Source organism: Parapedobacter sp., assembly GCF_035556095.1.
Lineage (GTDB): Bacteria > Bacteroidota > Bacteroidia > Sphingobacteriales > Sphingobacteriaceae > Parapedobacter.
Genome location: NZ_DATMFT010000021.1, coordinates 417,485 through 437,113 on the forward strand (window position 1 = coordinate 417,485; position 19,629 = coordinate 437,113).

Consider the following 19,629-nt stretch of genomic DNA (forward strand, 5'->3'; position numbering starts at 1 on the left):
GGGTCTGATAAGCAAGAATAGCCAAATGAAGAAAAACTGGAAGAAACCATGTTTGTTTTACGCTGTGTTGTTGTGTGCTGTACTTGGCATCAGTTTGCCAGCAATAGCCCAGCAGGCACCGATACCGGTTATCTTCGAAACCGACATGGGTAACGATATCGATGATGCACTGGCTTTGGCGATGTTGTATCGCTATCAACAGGAGGGAAAGATTGAACTTTTGGGAGTTAGCAATAACAAATCGAGTTTAAATTCGGTGCGTTACCTCGATGTAATCAACAATTGGTATGGTTATCCGGATGTGCCGATCGCGACCGTTCGGGGCGGAGAAGAAGGGGAGGCCGAAGCAAACAGCTTTGCTCGGAAGACTATGGAGCTTCGACTAAACGGGCGTCAGGCGTTCTACAGCAAAATCGATCGATATGAGGACGTACAACCCGCAGTGTCCATGTATCGTGAATTGCTATCGAAGCGCCCTGATAGCTCGGTGACCATAATTTCTGTTGGTTTTCTGACGAACTTGAAGGCACTTTTGCAATCAGGTCCCGACCGGTTTTCTGTGCTTGATGGCAACGCACTGGTGGCAAAGAAAGTAAGTCGGTTGGTGGTAATGGGCGGGAATTTAAAACAGCCTACGGAGAAGGAGTTTAATATCAGAACGGATGTGGCTGCCTCTCAATATGTGTTTGACCAGTGGCCAACACCAGTGTTCATCAGCCCGTTTGAAGTAGGGGAACATCTCCTATTTCCGGCGGCACCTATTGAGAGAAATTTGGGATACGCCGATGTTAATCCCTTGGTAGAGGGATATAAACTTTATATCCCCATGCCTTATGACAGACCAACATGGGATCTCACAGCCGTCTTATTCGCAATAGAAGAGGACTATTTCCAACTGAGCAGACCTGGGAAAATGGTGGTAAATGCCGATGCTACTACACGGTTTGAATTTTCCGGTACCGGCAGTCATCGTTATCTCCAAGTGCCGACATTGGATGAAGCCAGTAACATCACGGAAAAATATGTGGAGCTTATCTATCATTCACGTAAAAGAGATGAAAAGCCTGATCCAAAAGTGTTCAAAGACCCGCCGGTAGATTTCCGACCACTCAGGATTCTTCATAGTGTTCCGGATACTGCAACCGTTACGGAGTTGAAGTGGTTAGGATATGGTGGGCTTGTTACTAATGTGTCTTATAACGGGTATCTTAACGATGATGAGCAATGGAGCGCGTTTAGGGCACTTGTCAGTAAGACGATAGACTCGCTTAATCTCCGGGTCTGGATATATGACGAAGAGGGATATCCAAGTGGCTCGGCGGGCGGCGAAGTGCTCAAACGCAACCCGGGATTGGAGGCATTGGGGGTGTCGGTTATTATGGAAGAGTCCCGAGACGGACAGGAGGTGGTGATCAATTTGCCGCATGGCCATTCGCAAGTTCTGACAGCGACAGCTGTGTGTAAAGCGGAGAACGTGCAAGCCGTGGATTTACGCCCGTGGATTGATCGCAATGGCACGTTGAGATGGCAACCTTCTTCTGATGAATGGCAGGTTTATTATTTTGCCGTTAAGCCTTTCTATGAGCAGACCCATGCCACTAATAACTGGTATGCCCGTCGCCGGATGGTCAACTTGCTTGAACCTCAAATAGGTGATGCTTTCGTGACTAGTACCCACGAAAAATACCGTACGCATGTTGGAGATTACTTCGGCAAGGGTATTGAAGTGCTGTTTACCGACGAGCCGGCAATGGTTGGCACCCATTTTTTGGAAAACCCGCCCCCGGTGTCTCCCCGGACCGTAGATCCAATCGACTCATTGGTGCCTATCCATCCAACGCTCAACTGGAGTAGGGGTTTGCTTTCCGAATTCCGGAACAGAAGAGGTTATGACTTGCTCCCAGAGATTTATCGGCTTGTAGGCGTATGGACATCCCGCTCAGCCAAAGTTCGGGTCGATTATTATAAAACACTGAATGAATTAGTAACGGAATACTACTTCAAACCTTTAGAACAATTTGGAGCGAAGAATAACATCGCGTCTTCAGGCCATTTGTTGCTGGAAGAGGACCTATTTTATCACCCCATTTTCCAAGGAAATATTCAACAGGTTTATCGGCATATGCAGCATCCCGGTATCGATTTATTGACAGCACATCCTGATGTAGCAAAAAACTGGGGTGTTACAACGGCTAAACTTGCGTCGTCGGTTGCCAATCAATGCAATCGCCCGCATGTTATGAGTGAAATATCCAATGCTTTCGACAGCGAATATCCAGGCATCGTTGATATCGAAGGGGTGGTGGCAGCCGTCGGTGTCCAGTATGCATTCGGTGTTGACCAGTTCGCTTCATATTATGGGCACAAAAACTTCAGTGAGTCGGAAAATCGAGTGTTTACCGATTACATAGGCCGGGTGGGTTATATGCTCTCGAATGGTAGGCGTCGTCCGCTCGTGGACGTTTTTTATCCGATTGAGAGCATGTATTCGTTGACGGAAGTGCCGTTATCGTTATCAGGCGCCTATTTTAATGATGAAGCGCTTGCGATAAGCAATAATTTCAAAGCAATTGGTTTACGCCTTGTCGAAAACCACCTTGATTTCGACTATGTGGATATGGCACGGGTAATGCAGGTCGGTGCTTCGGCCCGTCCCCTTATTATTCCGTTTCTTAAGGTGCTGGATAATGACTTGCTTGCCAAGATTGCATGGCTAGTTAAACAGGGCGTGCCGGTCGCTTTCCAACAGAAAAAAGTTTGGGCAATTGGCAAGGATTCGCCGGAAGCTGTCGAGATGGATCTAGCGGCCTATTTCGAAAAAGAAAGAGATGTCTTGTTTGCCGATGACCCGGAACAACTGATTGAATGGATTGGTAATCATATTGAGCCACCTTATTGTTTGGATGGCCAAGCCGGGGATATTGTTTCATTGTATAAAACGGGAGTAGAACAGGATACCTACCTTTTTGTTAATACCAGTTCCGAAGTACGGGAATTCCGGGTGGATGTTGGACTTGGAGGTACTGCTAGGTTGTGGGACCCCGTTAACGGGTTCGTTAAGACGGTTCGCATGCGAGAGCGCGGTGGTAGAAGATCGCTTTCACTACAGCTCAAAGGAAAACAGTCTATGATTTTAACAGCAGATACTAATTAATTCTAATTGCCGTAAAGCATGTAGATAACCGGATCATGCATTTGATTTAGAATTCGTTCAGAAAAAAGTGAGTATATCAATTAACTTATTTTATTATTGCCTTTGAAACCGTCATGGTTTTCAAAAACCACATAGGGGAATGATTAAACCATGACAGCTTCATCACCACTAAAGAAAAATTTAAATAGATGAAAACTAACGCGATTTTCCTTTTGAGCACTATTCTTTTGTGCGCCGCTTGTTCTACGCAATCAAATGAACAGGTTAGGCTATCAGTCACTCAGACCCCCAAAATAATCTTCGACACCGATATGGGTCCCGACTATGACGATGTCGGTGCGATTGCGGTGCTGCATGCACTGGCCGACAGCGGTGAATGCGAAATTCTGGCTACCGTTGCCAGTGATGCGCATCCATCCATTGCTCCCACGATTGAAGTGCTTAATCGGTATTTTGGTCGCGATAGCCTACCAGTGGGTGTCGCCGCACAAGGTGCCCCCGATTTTACCGCGAAAAACGGTTGGAACGATACGCTCATCAATACGTATGCCCGAGACCTGCAGGATAAAACCTACCCCAATGCTGTAAAGGTGTACCGGCAAGTGTTGGCAGCTCAGCCTGACCAAAGTGTGACGATTGTGACTGTTGGATTTCTTTCCAACCTCAGTGCGCTTCTGGATTCTCAGCCGGATGAACATTCCGAGCTTAAGGGCGTAGATCTTGTAAAAGCTAAAGTGAAGCAGCTGGTTTCGATGGCTGGCGTGTTTCCAGAGGGGATTGAATTTAACGTAGTTGAACACGCTTCGGCATCCGCGAATACATTTAATAATTGGCCGACGCCGATACTGTTCAGTGGCTTTGAAATCGGTGTGAAAATTTTGACGGGTGGTAAAGTAGGAGCGCGCAGTGACGATGGCCCGGTGACCAAAGCTTATGAATTTAATCTGCGGACGTATGCCGATGGCGGCGAATCAAATCGGCCCTCGTGGGACCAGACGGCTGTATTGATCGCGATCCGCAATCCATCGGATTATTTTTATGTAAATGGACCCGGAAAGTTTTCCGTCGACGAAAATGGTGCCAATAGATGGGATCCGACAACGGACGCAGGCCATTATTTTATTGTGCATAAATATCCCTATCAATATGTGTCGGATGCTATTGAGGGGCTGATGTCGCATATCCCAAAGCCATAGCTGTAGCGAATTGGATTGGAAATGGATAGAAAATGATTACAAGGCCAACCATTCCTTTAGCGAAAAAGTCTCTTTTAATCGATAACCCTTATCCGTAAGTTGGATGGTGCAGCACTCGTTTATGGGGTCGTGTTCCAAAAATAACGCGTAATCGTTGTCTATGGATTCCTGCCAATAATTTTTACGCTCTTCCATGGTGATGAGGGGCTGTACGTCGTAGCTCATCACATAAGGAAGCGGGATGTGCCCTGCAGAAGGCAGGAGATCGGCCATGTATAGCAGCGTTCTTCCATTATAGTTGATTTGTGGAAGCATCATCGCGTCGGTGTGGCCAAATGCGAAACGAACGGTGATGTTGTCGGAAAACCGGATACCGTCTTCTACATCGATGAAGCGTAGCTGCCCACTCTCGTAGAGCGGTATGATATTCTCCTGTAAGAATGAAGGTTTTTCGCGGTGGTTGGGGAAGAGTGCCCAATCCCAATGCTGTTTGTTGCTCCAATAGGTAGCATTCTTGAATGCCGGTACTAAACGATTCGCTTCGCGCATAATCGCGCCTCCAACATGGTCGAAATGGAGGTGCGTAAGGAATACGTCGGTGATATCATCCCTGTGGAAGCCGTGCTTGGCCAGCGATCCATCCAGGGTGTCGTCGCCATGGCGGTAGTAATGGCTGAAAAATTTCTCGTTCTGTTTGTCGCCCAACCCAGTATCAACCAAGGTAAGCCGCTCACCTTCGCTGATGAGCAATAGTCGGGCAGCCCAGGTACACATATTCCGGTCGTCGGCAGGGTTGGTACGCTGCCAGATCGATTTGGGAACAACACCAAACATGGCGCCGCCGTCGAGCTTAAATAATCCAGTGTCAATGGGATACAGTTTCATACGTAGTCTATTGCTGTTGTGGTCAACCGTTAAAGGTAAAAAATACTGGCCAAATACGGAGCTTTAATACACAAAAAAGCAAGCTCCCCAATGGTATATTGACTCGAAAAATTGTCCCTATTTTTTACAAAAGTACGCTAAATCGATAAACACTTCTGATGCATAGTTAGTTAACTTAGTGTATTTTTTACAAAAAGCTGATTTTCAGCTATTTTTGTTTTATTTAATGAAATTTAAATCTATATATTTGCCGCATTAATTCATGAAAATGCTTAAATATTTGCTATGAATGCTTCAAAAAGAGCTATTCCAAAGTTAGATTACCTTTTTATCAAGAACTGTGAAGGGGTACACTATCAACAAGGTGTGGCGGAATTAGTGGAGTATGCCGTTTTGCATGGCGAGGGAAGTCTTTCCGAATCCGGCGCCTTGACGGCCGACACTGGCCGTTTTACCGGCCGTACACCTTACGATCGCTTCATTGTTTCCGATGCGTTGACCGAAAACACCGTTTGGTGGGGTCCTATCAACCAACCGATATCCGCAGCGTCATTTGATTACCTCTTTGGAGAGGTGGGGGCATACTTGAGCGGTAGGAATATCTTCGTTCGGGATGCTGTTGCGGGTGCTGACGCGGCATACGGTATCGGGGTTCGCGCGGTGACTGAGACCGCTTACCAGAATGTGTTCGTCAATAACCTATTTATCCGACCAGCGTCGCCCGATCCGGAATCCCGGCCGGAATGGTCGATTCTTGCCGCGCCGGGATACATGTGCGCCCATCCGGAACAGTATGGGCTGCACCACTCCAATTTCGTGATCATCAATTTTACACGTAAAGTGGTGCTGATTGCCGGAACCGGCTATACGGGCGAAATAAAAAAAGGCATTTTTTCTGTTATGAATTTCATACTGCCGCTGCGGCGGCGGGTACTTTCCATGCATTGTGCGGCTAATACAGATACCAAAGGACATACAGCGTTGTTTTTCGGGCTCTCCGGTACGGGTAAAACAACGCTATCGGCCGATAGAAACCGGATGCTGGTAGGCGACGACGAGCACGGTTGGAGCGATAATGGTATTTTTAATTTCGAAGGTGGTTGCTATGCCAAATGCGTTGGGCTGGACCAAAGCAAGGAGCCCGAAATTTTCAATGCGGTACGCTTCGGTGCCCTCGTAGAAAATATCCAGTATGTCCCCGGCACACGCTTACCGAATTATGACGACGTCTCCAAAACGGAAAATACCCGGGTGGCGTACCCCATAAACCACATTATGGGCAGCGTATCGCTTGGCTTGGCGTCCGCACCCAAAGATATCTTCTTCCTTACGGCCGATGCTTTCGGGGTGCTGCCGCCGGTGTCGTTGCTATCCACCACACAGGCCATGTATCACTTTATGTCGGGCTATACGGCTAAAGTGGCGGGAACTGAGGAGGGGGTTCGGGAGCCAAAAGCCGTATTTTCCGCCTGTTTTGGCGAGGCCTTCCTGCCGTTGCACCCCGCCCAATATGCCGAACTGCTACGGGAACGTTTGGCAGGCAGCGCCATCAACGTATGGCTGGTCAATACGGGTTGGATTGCCGGCCCGTACGGGGTTGGGCGCCGGATTAAGCTGGATTACACACGGTCTATCATCAAAGCTGCGTTATCGGGCACACTAAAGGAGGCAACTTTCCACACCCATCCGGTGTTTGGCCTCCGTTACCCGACAAGCTGCCCCGACGTGCCTGATGCAGTGCTCGATCCGGTTCGGTTGTGGCCTGACGAAAATGCGTATTATGCGAAAGCCAATCAACTGGCCGGGCGTTTTATCGATAACTTCAAACGGTATGGGAAAGCTGTTAATAAAGATGTGCTGGACGCGTCGCCAACCGTGATTGAGTCTGCATCAATGGTTTAATTATCGTTTAATTGTTCAATAAATCGTATGGAAGTCCCGTGGAACAACCGTTTCATGGGACTTTTTTATGGGTTGCTCAACACCAATTCGGAAATAACGCAAACGATTGTTTGGCGAAATGATATGGTTATTCGTGGGCTAATTTGCATATTGCACGGCAGTAAAGAAAATATTCTGGTTTTCCTGTTTTATGAATGATTTTAATCCGGAGCAATTAGCCACGCTGGCGAGTGAATTTGAAATAGAAGGTCGGGTGGTAAGCGTCTCAGCGTTCGGGTCGGGACATATAAACGATACCTTCCGGGTGGTAACCGACGAGGGAGCAACACATTATTTGCTTCAGCGGGTGAATCATCATGTATTTAAAGATATAGCGGCGATAATGGATAATATCCAGCGGGTAACCAATCACCTGAAAACACGCTACGCCATCGAATTCAAAGACAATGATCAGATTGATCGGCGTGTTTTGACCTTAATACCAACCATCGGAGGCGAATCGTGCCATCGCGATGAACTAAACAATTTCTGGCGGATGTTTATATTGCTGGAAGGCACGCGAAGCTATGATATCGTAGAAACGCCACAGCAGGCGAGGGAAGGTGGACGCGCGTTCGGACAGTTTCAACGGCTGTTGGCTGATTTGGATGTTGGCCTCATTCATGAAGTGTTGCCTGATTTTCACCATATCGGGAATCGCTTGGCACAGCTAAACAGCGCAATTCGGGCGAACCCCGCAGATCGTGTTAAGCGGGTGCCGGAAGAATTGGCGTTCATTAAAGCGCGCGAGCGGCGTATGCACGCCATTTTGGATTTGGCGGCCCAGGGCCGGTTACCCATACGGATTACACATAACGATACCAAATTCAACAACGTATTGCTGGATGCCGATGACCGCGCGCAGTGCGTGATTGACCTGGATACGGTAATGCCGGGATATGTGGCGTACGACTTCGGTGATGCGATACGCACCATCATCAACTGTGCTGCGGAAGACGAAGCCGATCTGGATAAAGTCCGGCTGAATGTGCCGCTGTTTGAAGCGTACGCTGATGGGTATTTTGAAGAAGCTCATTATTTCTTGACCGCTGATGAAGTGGCTTCCTTGATGGAGGGGGTGTTGCTGTTTCCTTATATGCAGGCGGTACGGTTTCTTACTGACTTTTTGGAAGGAGACCATTATTATAAGGTGCACCACGCCGACCATAATTTGCAGCGTACGCGGGCGCAACTCAAGCTGGTAAGTGAACTCGAAGCCCGGGAGCCGGCGCTGCGGGCTATCGTGGCTCGTGTGGCCGCTGGTTACCAATGAACATAGTGAGCGATCGGAAACGAGATGGCATGAATACGATAGTTATTCCTTTTCTTGGGGGAATCAATGAGCATACAACGGCAGCGGAGCTGTTGGCCGCCCTAGCTCCCGTGGCGCCCACGGAGCTAAAAGAGATGCCCTGGCAAGCGTTCCCGTATCGTCCCTCGGTCCACGTTAAGATTGCTTACACAACAGTCGGTATCCTGCTGCTGTACGAGGTGCGAGAGAAGCATGTGCGGGCGGTTTACCGCAATACGAACGACCCGGTATATAAAGATAGCTGCGTGGAGTTCTTTATCTCGTTTGATGGTTTGGGTTATTACAATTTGGAGTTTAATTGCATAGGAACCAGATTGATTGGCTATGGCCCAGCGCAGCGGTCGGAGCGGAGGCGATTGTCGCGGGAAACGATTGAACAAGTGAGAACACACAGCCATATTTCCCCTGAAGTGTTGGAAAACGGCGATAGGGAATGGCGTCTGTTGCTCCATATCCCACTAATCGTTTTTGAAGCCGATGCGGTCCGCTCGCTAGCCGGCATGCGGTGTACGGGTAATTTCTATAAGTGCGGGGATGACCTGCCAGAACCACATTATGTGGTCTGGAATCCCATCAAATACCCAACACCTAATTTTCACCTGCCCCAATATTTCGGTGAATTGGTGTTCCAGCAGGCATGAAGCTACAAAATAGCTGATGATTAAATGAAGTATTGTTGGAATTTAAATTCTAATAACCTATCTTTGCACGCTCATTCAGGAATATAGTAACACGAAGATAAAATGAAAAAAGACTTGCATCCAGCGAATTACAGATTGGTGGTTTTCAAGGATATGTCAAATGACTACTCGTTTGTAACGAAGTCATGCATCGAGGCCAAAGAAACCATTCAATGGGAGGATGGAAATGAATACCCATTAGTGAAGCTTGAGATTTCGCACACGTCCCACCCTTTCTACACCGGAAAAATGAAATTGGTTGATACCGCAGGCCGTATCGACAAATTCCGTAGCCGTTACAGCAAAAAGTAACCCTGCAACAGGTAAAAAAATATTAGTCCCGATATTTTATCGGGACTTTTTTATTTTAGCCGTTCTAAATGGAAACCTATGCATATCGTTTTATTTGACAAGGCGGAATGGCGGATAGGACTTTATCCATTGGCGCTGACGCGTCCTGTTGCGGACCTGCGGGTGGGTATCCTTACCATCGCCGAGAAATGGGCAAAGTGGTTGGATGCTTCTTATTCATTCCTTACGGAAGATTACCTGCAGGAGAAGTACCCCTTGGGCCACTTGAGCGGAGATATTCTCCTCGTGCGGGGCAATTGCTGCCCCGACAACCGCTTGGTCGATGCAGCGTTGGCGTTGCGCACCGGCGAAGCGCTATGGTACGGGGAAGTACTGATCGCCTCGCGCGTGGTAGCCGAAACTTTGCAACACGGTAAGCTGCCCTCGTTGGCTGGCTATTCCCCCATATATTACCACCATCCGGTGGTAATGATCAACCATCCCGAAGATATTTTCTTGCAGAACGGCGAACAAATCGGACAGGATTTTAATCGGCTCACTAAAGGGCGGCAGTCGGCAATATTATCCGAAAGCAACCGTTTCATTGGTGATCGGTTTTTTGCCGAGGAAGGTGCCCAAGCGGAGTGTGCTACCTTCAACAGCACTAGAGGCCCCATCTACCTGGGCAAAGGCAGTGAAGTTTGGGAAGGCAGCCTCATCAGGGGTGCATTTGCGCTGGGCCAAAACTCCCAGGTGAAAATGGGAACCCGGATTTACAGCAACGTATCGATAGGGCCCTACTCGCGGGTGGGCGGAGAGCTCAATACCTGTGTTATATGGGGGCGCTCTGCCAAAGGGCACGACGGATACCTCGGGAGTTCGGTGCTGGGTGAGGGGTGCAACTGGGGAGCCGACACAAATAATTCGAATTTAAAGAACAATTATAAATCCGTACGTTTATATGATTATAGCCAAGCCGGATACCGGGATACCGGCTTGCAATTTTGCGGTATGGTGATGGCCGACCATGTGCGGTGTGCCATCAATACGGCTTTCAATACGGGTACTGTGGTGGGGGTAGGTGCAAGTGTCTATTGCACCGGCATGCCACCTACGTTTATCCCTGATTTCTCCTGGGGAAGTGCCGAAGGGTTTTCGGCCTACCGGCTGGAGAAATTTTTTGAAACGATGGAATCCGTATATGAACGGCGAAACCTTCGCTTTGATGATGTGGAAAAACGGTTGCTGGCAGCTGTGTTTGAGCGCACGCGGGAATACAGACGTTTTTAGAATAACATATTAAATACTTTTATACGATAATAATAATACAACTATGATGCGAAAGAAAATTGTTGCTGGAAACTGGAAGATGAACCTGGACTATCAGCAGGGCATCAGTCTTTTCTCTGAGATTGTGAATATGGCCAACGATGAGGTGATCGGTGAGCAGGGCATTGTGATCTGTGCCCCATTCATCCATCTCCATGGACTTGCCCAACTCGCAGGTAGTAGGTCGCGCGTTGCCGTTGGCGGGCAAAACATCTATTTCCAGGAAACGGGCGCGTATACCGGCGAGATATCGGCATCACAGCTGAAATCTACTGGGGCAACATACGTCATTTTGGGTCATTCAGAACGGCGTGCGTATTTCCACGAGGATGATAATCAGTTAAGCAGAAAAGTGGATGCAGCACTAAAGCATGGCCTCATCCCTATTTTCTGTATTGGCGAAACGCAGGATGAGCGGGAATCCGATCGCTATTTTGATGTGATCCGCACCCAGTTGGAAGAGGGGATTTTCCATTTGGCAGATGGTGATTTCGGCGACGTTGTGTTAGCCTACGAGCCGGTATGGGCCATTGGTACTGGACTTACTGCTACGCCGGAGCAGGCACAGGAAGTGCATGCATTTATTCGCAATGAAGTGGCCAACCACTATAACCAAAACGTGGCCAATAGCACAACCATCCTCTATGGCGGGAGTTGCAACCCCAAAAATGCGCCGGAGCTGTTTGCACAGCCAGACATTGACGGCGGGCTTATCGGCGGAGCATCGCTGAAGTCACGAGACTTCATTGATATCGCCAAAGTATTCAATCGGTGAAGCAGACCCATGATGAGGTACAGTGAAGTCGTTTTCTCCTGCACGGGAGGCGAAGATTGGCATCAGGACATCCTGATAAGTGATCTCGGTGATATGGGCTTCGATACGTTCGAGGTCCAGGACCGTGGGTTTGCGGCTTATATCGCATCGGAGCAGCTCGACCGCTCCGCATTGGAATCGTTGCTGATCCACCAGCCGGTCGGCTTCGAGGTATCTTATGTAGTCAATGAAATTGAACCGCAGAATTGGAACAGCGTGTGGGAGCGAAATTTCGAGCCGGTTGTCGTAGCCGATCAGTGTTATGTGAGGGCTACTTTTCATGCTGCCGCACCCGAATATCCCTATGAAATTGTCATCGATCCGAAAATGGCATTTGGCACCGGGCACCACCAAACCACCTCGCTGATGATGCGCCAAATGTTGGCGGAAACGTTTGAGGGAAAGACGGTGTTGGATATGGGATGCGGCACGGGCATCTTGGCTATATTGGCGGCTAAGCTGGGGGCGGCGCAGGTTTTGGCGATCGATAATGATCCCGTGTGCGCGGCCAGTGTCGAAGAGAATAAAATACGGAACGAGGCAGCCCATATTGTAACGGAATGTGGTTCCGTGGAATTGATAAGGGGACACCGGTTTGACGTGATTTTGGCAAATATCAACCGCAACATCCTGCTGCACCAATTGGAAGCGTATACGCAGTCGCTGGAGGCAAACGGTATTTTATATATGAGCGGTTTTTACGAAGGGCATGATTTGGACGTATTGAGTGATGCCGCACAGCTCCAAGGGTTGAGGTATGAAAGTCACGAAGTCTTGGATGGGTGGGTAGCCGCACGGTTTATAAAGGAATAACAGGTATGCGAGTACATTTCATAGCCATCGGGGGTAGCATCATGCACAACCTCGCGATAGCGCTGGCGAAAAAGGGATTCCTCGTTAGTGGTTCTGATGACCATATCTACGAGCCGTCGCGCACCAATCTCGAGAAAGAGGGCCTGCTGCCTGAACCGGGTTGGGACCCTGCACGCATTACGGAAGACATCGATGCGGTGGTTTTGGGGATGCATGCGAAGGAAGACAATCCGGAGTTGAAGAAAGCCCAGGAGATGGGCATACGTATCTATTCGTATCCGGAATTTATCTATGAGCAGGCCGCAGAGAAAACCCGGGTAGTGGTTGGGGGCAGCCATGGGAAGACGACGATTACGAGCATGATCATGTATGTGCTTAAATCAATCGGTCGCGACTTCGATTTTCTGGTAGGTGCAAAGCTCGACGATTTCGAACAGATGGTGCGGCTAACGAAAGACGCGCCCCTCATTATCATCGAAGGAGATGAATACCTCGCTTCGCCCATTGACCAGCGGCCTAAGTTCCACTTGTATAAACCGCATATTGCGCTTATAAGTGGTGTAGCGTGGGACCATGTGAATGCGTTCCCCACATTCGAAAATTACGTGAACCAATTCAGGTTATTTATCAAGAGTATTGAACCGAAAGGTACATTGGTCTATAACAAAGAAGACAAGACGTTGCAGGAGTTGGTGTTGGAAGACCAATCCAAAATAAACAAACACGGCTACCGGACGCCTGAGTATACCATCAACAAGGGGATCACGTATATGCATACGCACATCGGCGATGTGCCGTTGCAGGTATTCGGCAAACACAACCTTTCCAATATAGCCGCGGCGTTTACCGTTTGCGAATGGTTGGGTGTTGAACGCGATGAATTTTATGCTGCTATCCGGCAGTTCAAGGGAGCGACGCGCCGATTGGAATATGTAGCCAGCGATAACGACAGCGTAGTCTACCAAGATTTCGCGCATACCCCAGTGAAGTTGCGCGCCAGCATACATGCGCTTAAAGAACAGTTCCCCGACAAAGCATTGGTAGCGATCATCGAACTGCATACCTATAGTAGCCTGAACGAAGCCTATCTGAACGAATACCGCGATACGATGCAGGAGGCGGAATATCCTGCGGTATTCATCAATCAAGAGGCATTGAAGCAGCGGAACGCCGAATCAATTTCTGAAGCCACGCTGAAGCAAGCGTTCAATCAGCCCAACCTTGTTTATTTGAATGGTATCGATCGGATGACACAATACCTGGATGACTTATCGCCCATCGGAAAGAACCTACTATTTATGAGTTCGGGGAATTACGGAGGTATAAATCTTGTTAATTTTGCAGATAAGTTTTTATACAAATAATAAATTTGTCTATATTCGACTCCCTTAGGGAACGGTCGTGGTTACGTTGGCGCTGCGATTTTCTTTATATCATCTTACCAATGAATACATTAGGAAAAAAAATCAGACTTTTGCGACACCAGAGAGGGTGGAGCCAAGAGGATGTCGCTAAGCGGTTGGATATTTCCATCCCGGCATTTTCGAAGATCGAGACTGGGATTACGGACGTTAACCTGTCACGTTTGGATCAAATATCCCGTCTTTTCGATCTTTCCATTGTTCAGTTGCTATCAGAAACCGATTCGGAAGAGGAAAAAAAGCACACTGCGGAATTGTCGGCACTTAAGCGGAAACTTGCGGAACGCGAGGCGGAGGTTATCGAGCTGCAGAAGAAGGTCATCGACCTATATGAAGTACTGCACAAAAACACGATGGCATAGTGGCATAAAAAGCCCGTCCATGTCGTGGCATAAACCTATCGATATGAAGCGGGCTTGGTTATAGTTATACGATTGCCGTTTAGCTATCCAGCTGGTTGCGTTGTTGGGTATTGGTTTTCTTCAAATATGAGGGTTTTAAATCAGTAATCGTCATCGTCAAAATCGTCGTCAAACTCTTCCAACGAGTCAAACTCATCCAATTCGAAATCATCCTCGTCATCGAAAAGGTCCTCCGAATCTTCGTCGTCATCGGGACCCCTGTCAAGCGCGACCAGCATGTCGTCCTCCAACATCGCTAAATCAGTGTCATGCATCATTGGCGTTTCCATAATCATGTGAATAGATACTATGTTATTTTATAGGATAAAAATAGCAAGATTTTAATTCAAAGCATATTTTTTAAAAAAAATATATCGGCATGTTAATCGCCCGTATCGCCGATTGCATTGTCTTCCTGTATAATGTCTTTCAATTTCGGTAGGTCGGACGTTGTGGCTATGCCGAAATGATCCATAAACAGGTCGCTTGTGGCATATAATAGGGGTTTTCCTAACGTATCAGCCTTCCCCGCAATCTTAATCAATTCCTTTTCGAGCAAACGGTGCACCGAGTAATCGCAATTGACTCCGCGAATCTGCTCGATTTCCAGTTTGGTAATGGGTTGCCGATAGGCGATGATAGCCAATGTTTCTAGTGCCGCCGGGCTAAGTTTCTTCTTCGAACGGTGGGCCTGCAGTTGATTGATGGTGTCGTAATATGCCGGTTTGGTAAGGAACTGATATCCGTTGTTGATGGATCGCAATTCAAGTATCCGGTCGTCTTGCTGGTAGCGGGTTTCGATGGTGTTGATTGCATCGATGATGGCCTGCTCAGCAATTTCCATATCGTACAGTGTAGTGAGAACCTGCTGGATTTCAGTGATGCCGATACCTAATTCCGAAGCATAGATGAGCGCTTCAACGTGCCTGCTCAGTTGTTCGCTATTTTCCGCTCCCATTTAATAATCGATGACCTGTTCTTCCATCGCTTGGGGTATTTCCCTAAATTCATACTTCTGTGTACGCAATTGCGGTTCAAACCCGGCGGCCCGGATGGCATCCTGTATGGATTTTGATGTAAACCGATGCGGCGCCCCGGCGGCTGATACCACGTTCTCCTCGATCATGATCGACCCGAAGTCGTTGGCACCCGCATGTAGGCATAGCTGTGCAACACTTTTCCCCACGGTAAGCCATGAAGCCTGTATGTTTTTAACATTCGGCAGCATAATCCGGCTCAGCGCAATCATGCGGATGTATTCCTCACCGGTTACGTTGTTGGTTATGCCCCGGAGGCGCTTGAGCAATGTGCCATCGTCTTGGAACGGCCAGGGGATAAAAGCAATGAAGCCGTACGCGCCATCCGGCCGTTCAGACTGAACTTCGCGTATCCATACGAGATGTTCGAATCGTTCTTCGATCGTCTCAATGTGCCCGAACATCATGGTTGCCGAGGTCGGGAGATTCACCTGGTGGGCAGCCCGCATCACGTCTAGCCATTCCTTCCCACCGCATTTCCCTTTTGAGATGAGGCGCCGTACGCGATCATTCAGTATTTCCGCCCCGGCGCCGGGTAGCGAGTCGAGGCCAGCCTCCTTAAGCGTGCGCAGCACCTCAAGGTGAGGTATGCCTTCTAGTTTCGCAACATGCGCAATTTCGGGTGGCCCGAGAGCGTGGAGCTTTAGCTGCGGGTACAATGTTTTCAGCTCCCGGAATAGGTCGGCATAGAATGCCAGGCCCAGCTCGGGGTGATGCCCGCCTTGTAGCAACAGTTGGTCGCCGCCATAGCGGAACGTCTCCTCGATTTTACGCTTGTAGGTATCGATATCGGTGATATAACTCTCTTCATGGCCAGGCCTGCGGAAAAAATTGCAGAACTTACAGTTGGCTATGCACACATTGGTGGTATTGACATTCCGATCGATCTGCCAGGTCACCTTACCGTGGGGCACTTGTATTTTCCGCAGCGTGTTGGCCACGTATGATAGATCAGCGATAGGGGCGTGGTGGTATAGGTATACGCCTTCGTCGATTGAGAGAAACTCAAAATCTAAGGCCCGGCTAAGCAATTTGTCCACGTTCATGATAGCAAACTTAGACAAAGTTGCTTTTATATGCAATTATAATCGTGCTGAATAAAAAAGCGACTTTGGCGATCTCTCTTCTGCCATAGCGGAGCGACTTAAATAGAAGGAATATACGCCGTTTTTGATAACTGCAGCAGGTATCGGAAATGCGCTGGGTTTTATTCCGTCGGAATCAGTTTGAGGAGCATGCCAGGGCCTTCCGTGAGCACATAAATGTATCCGTTGTTGCTTTGCGCGATATGCCTTACCCGACCGATGTTTTGGAGCAGTTTTTCCTCGTGGGTATAATTACCGTTTTTGAGCTCCACTCGGGCTACATGCATCAGAGCCAACGCACCCGTAAACAGATTGCCCCGCCAATCGGGGAATTGGTCGCCTGTATAGAACAGCAATCCACAGGTGGCGATAGACGGCGTCCAATAATGGATAGGCTGTTCCATGCCTTGCTTTTCAGTGAGCTCAGAGATAATGGCGCCGCTGTAATCGATTCCATAGGTAATGACTGGCCAGCCATAGTTTTTCCCCTTTTCGATGAGGTTAAGTTCGTCGCCTCCGCGCGGCCCATGCTCGGTGGCGTAGATCATGTTATCTGCGCTGTCGTATGCTAGGCCCTGTACATTGCGGTGCCCATATGACCAAATACTCGCCTTGGCATCGGGAGTGTCTATAAACGGATTGTCGGCAGGTATGCGCCCATCGTCGTGCAGCCGGTGAATTTTGCCCATATCATTTGCCAGATTCTGAGCGTTTTCCTTTATACCGCGTTCGCCGGTGCTAAAATAGAGGTAACCCGCGTTATCGAAAACAATTCGGCTGCCGAAATGTACGCGTGCGTCAGATAGCGGCGTGGTCTGGTATAAGGTTTCCAATTCGGCGATTTTTGCGTCCGCCAAGCGGAACCGGATCAAGGCCGTGCTGCCGCCACTTGGCCCCGGTTTAGCATAAGTTGCATAAATCCACCCGTTTGTTGCGTAGTCCGGATGAGCTTGGATGTCGAGCAGCCCGCCTTGACCGTGTTCATAGATCGCGGGCAACCCTTCCAGTTTCTCGCCTGTGTACCGGTCGTTTTTGAATACCAATATTTCCCCTTTCCGTTCGGTAACCAACATTGTACCATCCGAAAGCCAAGCCATGCCCCATGGATTGTCGAGACCCGAATGCAGGGTGTCGATGTAAAAGGTACCCTTTTCTGAAGACACAGACTGCCCAGTTTGGGATGCGGCATTTCTGCCATCCTGGTCATTGCCTGTACAGCGTAAAAATATGGTGCCGATGGCGAGTGTGCTACATAGCAGGAGTGTTTTCTTGCCTTTCATTTCGTTGTAATGCCTTTGCGCCTCAAAGATAGGAAATGTCCGAGCTTTCGCCGAAAAGTAGTTTCACGGCAGCAATTACAGGCAAATATTCGAAAAATGCTTGTATTAGTGTAACCGAATCATTACGTTTGTATTAACCAATTAACGAAGGGACCCTGTTGAACAAAGCCACGATGGATACAGACACGGAGTTGCTTAGTCGGATGCGCAACGACGACCAGATCGCTTTTGAGGAATTGTACCGGCGGTATTGGCGACGTTGTTATGTGCAGGTTGTGCGTCGTTCGGGAGATGAGACGTTGGCCGAAGACATTACGCAAAATGTATTCGTGTCGCTATGGGAGAAGCGGAAATCACTCGATGTGCAACATGTAGGTGCATACTTGTTTTCCGCAGTACGTTTCCGGTTTATTACCTATCTGAAGTCGCAGCTTCACGCGCAGACGTATGCGCTCCATCTACTCCAAGACGAACAGGAGTCGCCAAATCCGGTCGACGCATCTATGCGAATAAAGGAGCTCAACGAGGCTATTGAAAAAGGCGTTGCAATGATGCCGCCCAAAACCAAAACCATTTATACATTGAGCCGCGCTGAGTATTATTCGGTCAAAGAAATCGCCAATAAGCTAAATTTATCTGAAAAAGCTGTTGAATATCATATTACACAGTCACTGAAGACATTACGAATTGCCTTAAAAGACTTTCTTGCCCTCCTTTTTCTTTTCCAGGAACTTTTTTAAGTGAATTTTTAGGGATTGTACCAGTTCGACAGACTACCTTATTGAACGGACTATAAACGCCTGCGTAATATGGGGAGGGAAAGTTTTCATCAATTGTTGCAACGTTACATTGACGGCCGGTGTACTCCCGCCGAAGAACGGTTGGTAGACCATTGGTATCACCTATTGGAAAGGGATGATAAGTATGAAATCAGCACCTCGAATTTAGATGCACTGGAAGATGCGATGTGGCAAAAGATCCATGGACAGGTCAACAATAGCGCAGAGGCGACCTTGAATGGTCAGCGGTTCTTGAAGTCGCGGTATGTTCGGTACCTAATGGTAGCAGCATCCGTTGCGCTGTTAATCACTGTGGGTACAATCGCCTATTTCCGTGTAGTTTGCTATCCGATAGCGCCTTCGTTTACTGCCGATGTTGCAGCGGATGGCAATATTGTGGTGGTAAAAAACGATACCGATCGCCGTATGAACATTATTCTAGCCGACGAATCGCTGGTAGAGCTATATCCGGGAGGGCAGCTTCAATACCCGAAACGCTTCAGCGAACATGGCCGTGAAGTCCGGCTGATCGGGGATGCATTTTTCGCGGTAGCGGCCAACAGCGAAAACCCGTTCTGGGTGTTCCACGAAGGGATGATTACCAAAGTGTTGGGTACTAAATTCAAGATTAAGGCCCCCAAGGGAAATGCCAAAGGCGAGGTAATCGTGTATTCCGGAAAGGTAGATGTGTTTTATAATGTCGGTCGGCGCAATATGGTGAGGCGAATACTATCCGCCCCCCAAAAGGCATCCCTCACGACGAACCAACGGGCGGTATTATTGGCCAAGGATTTGGAAGAGACGGTTTCCGAAAATCCGTTGCCGGTACGGGACCGTGTGGATGCGATACGGAATGAAACATTTCGGGATATTCCAATGACCTCATTGGCAGAGACATTGAGCGAGCTGTATGCGCTGGATGTGGTGGCAGACAATGGGTTGGCGCATATCACATTTACCGGCGACATCAGTGGGATTGGACTTTTTAAACAACTGGATATCATCTGCACGGTTACCGACACGCGTTACGAGGTAGTTGGAACCACCATTTTTCTGAAACATAAACACACTGACTATGATTGAACCCGATTGATAACCAAACACATTAAACACACATTTATGCATAAAGCCCCAACGTGACTTTTTTGCAAGCAACCCTACGTGTTGCCCACAGCTACCAATAAGTTGAACCCAATAAACGACCATGAAAA

Annotated in this window: 18 protein-coding genes; 13 read left to right on the forward strand and 5 right to left on the reverse strand. The window is 48.4% G+C overall.

Going from position 1 to position 19,629, the window contains the following annotated elements:
- Positions 1-25: 25 nt before the first annotated feature.
- Both VNQ80_RS12205 and VNQ80_RS12210 read left to right on the forward strand, forming a co-directional pair.
- Entirely contained in the window at positions 26-3,154 is a 3,129-nt protein-coding gene (locus tag VNQ80_RS12205; RefSeq protein ID WP_325638947.1) for a nucleoside hydrolase, read from the forward strand.
- Between the two features lie 188 nt (positions 3,155-3,342).
- Positions 3,343-4,350, forward strand: coding sequence for a nucleoside hydrolase (locus VNQ80_RS12210; protein ID WP_325638949.1), 1,008 nt, complete (start codon positions 3,343-3,345; stop codon positions 4,348-4,350).
- Between the two features lie 36 nt (positions 4,351-4,386).
- On the opposite strand, the gene VNQ80_RS12215 is transcribed toward VNQ80_RS12210, so the two are convergent.
- Positions 4,387-5,235: an MBL fold metallo-hydrolase gene (locus VNQ80_RS12215; protein ID WP_325638951.1), complete on the reverse strand. Its 849-nt coding sequence runs from the start codon at positions 5,233-5,235 to the stop codon at positions 4,387-4,389.
- Between the two features lie 285 nt (positions 5,236-5,520).
- Between VNQ80_RS12215 and pckA the strand changes: the two genes are divergently transcribed.
- From pckA to VNQ80_RS12260, 9 genes are all read left to right on the forward strand, one after another.
- Positions 5,521-7,137, forward strand: a complete 1,617-nt coding sequence (gene pckA, locus VNQ80_RS12220; protein WP_325638953.1) for a phosphoenolpyruvate carboxykinase (ATP) — start codon at positions 5,521-5,523, stop codon at positions 7,135-7,137.
- Positions 7,138-7,327: 190 nt separating this feature from the next.
- Positions 7,328-8,449: an aminoglycoside phosphotransferase family protein gene (locus VNQ80_RS12225; protein WP_325638955.1), complete on the forward strand. Its 1,122-nt coding sequence runs from the start codon at positions 7,328-7,330 to the stop codon at positions 8,447-8,449.
- Between the two features lie 29 nt (positions 8,450-8,478).
- Positions 8,479-9,129: a carbohydrate-binding family 9-like protein gene (locus tag VNQ80_RS12230; RefSeq protein WP_325638957.1), complete on the forward strand. Its 651-nt coding sequence runs from the start codon at positions 8,479-8,481 to the stop codon at positions 9,127-9,129.
- Positions 9,130-9,231: 102 nt separating this feature from the next.
- Positions 9,232-9,480: a type B 50S ribosomal protein L31 gene (locus tag VNQ80_RS12235; protein ID WP_325638959.1), complete on the forward strand. Its 249-nt coding sequence runs from the start codon at positions 9,232-9,234 to the stop codon at positions 9,478-9,480.
- 78 nt (positions 9,481-9,558) lie between these two features.
- Complete coding sequence (locus tag VNQ80_RS12240; protein WP_325638961.1) at positions 9,559-10,749, forward strand: putative sugar nucleotidyl transferase; 1,191 nt, start codon at positions 9,559-9,561, stop codon at positions 10,747-10,749.
- A 46-nt stretch (positions 10,750-10,795) separates the two neighbouring features.
- Positions 10,796-11,563, forward strand: a complete 768-nt coding sequence (tpiA, locus tag VNQ80_RS12245; RefSeq protein WP_325639583.1) for a triose-phosphate isomerase — start codon at positions 10,796-10,798, stop codon at positions 11,561-11,563.
- 9 nt (positions 11,564-11,572) lie between these two features.
- Positions 11,573-12,415: a 50S ribosomal protein L11 methyltransferase gene (prmA, locus tag VNQ80_RS12250; RefSeq protein WP_325638963.1), complete on the forward strand. Its 843-nt coding sequence runs from the start codon at positions 11,573-11,575 to the stop codon at positions 12,413-12,415.
- 5 nt (positions 12,416-12,420) lie between these two features.
- Positions 12,421-13,779 carry a UDP-N-acetylmuramate--L-alanine ligase gene (locus tag VNQ80_RS12255; RefSeq protein WP_325638964.1) on the forward strand — a complete coding sequence of 453 codons (1,359 nt, stop codon included), beginning with the start codon at positions 12,421-12,423 and terminating at the stop codon, positions 13,777-13,779.
- Between the two features lie 80 nt (positions 13,780-13,859).
- The gene (locus tag VNQ80_RS12260) at positions 13,860-14,198 is read left to right on the forward strand and encodes a helix-turn-helix transcriptional regulator (protein WP_325638966.1); all 339 of its coding nucleotides are present in this window, start codon (positions 13,860-13,862) and stop codon (positions 14,196-14,198) included.
- Between the two features lie 140 nt (positions 14,199-14,338).
- Here the strand turns inward: VNQ80_RS12260 and VNQ80_RS12265 are convergent, their stop codons facing one another.
- From VNQ80_RS12265 to VNQ80_RS12280, 4 genes are all read right to left on the reverse strand, one after another.
- Positions 14,339-14,527, reverse strand: coding sequence for a hypothetical protein (locus VNQ80_RS12265; RefSeq protein ID WP_325638968.1), 189 nt, complete (start codon positions 14,525-14,527; stop codon positions 14,339-14,341).
- A 92-nt stretch (positions 14,528-14,619) separates the two neighbouring features.
- Positions 14,620-15,195, reverse strand: coding sequence for an SMC-Scp complex subunit ScpB (gene scpB / locus VNQ80_RS12270; protein WP_325638971.1), 576 nt, complete (start codon positions 15,193-15,195; stop codon positions 14,620-14,622).
- Entirely contained in the window at positions 15,196-16,320 is a 1,125-nt protein-coding gene (mqnC, locus tag VNQ80_RS12275) for a cyclic dehypoxanthinyl futalosine synthase (protein WP_325638973.1), read from the reverse strand.
- A 161-nt stretch (positions 16,321-16,481) separates the two neighbouring features.
- The gene (locus VNQ80_RS12280) at positions 16,482-17,639 is read right to left on the reverse strand and encodes a PQQ-dependent sugar dehydrogenase (RefSeq protein ID WP_325638975.1); all 1,158 of its coding nucleotides are present in this window, start codon (positions 17,637-17,639) and stop codon (positions 16,482-16,484) included.
- A 173-nt stretch (positions 17,640-17,812) separates the two neighbouring features.
- On the opposite strand from VNQ80_RS12280, the gene VNQ80_RS12285 reads away from it, so the two are divergent.
- The gene (locus VNQ80_RS12285) at positions 17,813-18,379 is read left to right on the forward strand and encodes an RNA polymerase sigma-70 factor (protein ID WP_325638977.1); all 567 of its coding nucleotides are present in this window, start codon (positions 17,813-17,815) and stop codon (positions 18,377-18,379) included.
- Between the two features lie 69 nt (positions 18,380-18,448).
- Positions 18,449-19,501 (forward strand): FecR family protein, encoded by a 1,053-nt coding sequence (locus VNQ80_RS12290; protein WP_325638979.1) that lies wholly within the window; start codon positions 18,449-18,451, stop codon positions 19,499-19,501.
- The last annotated feature ends 128 nt before the right edge of the window (positions 19,502-19,629 follow it).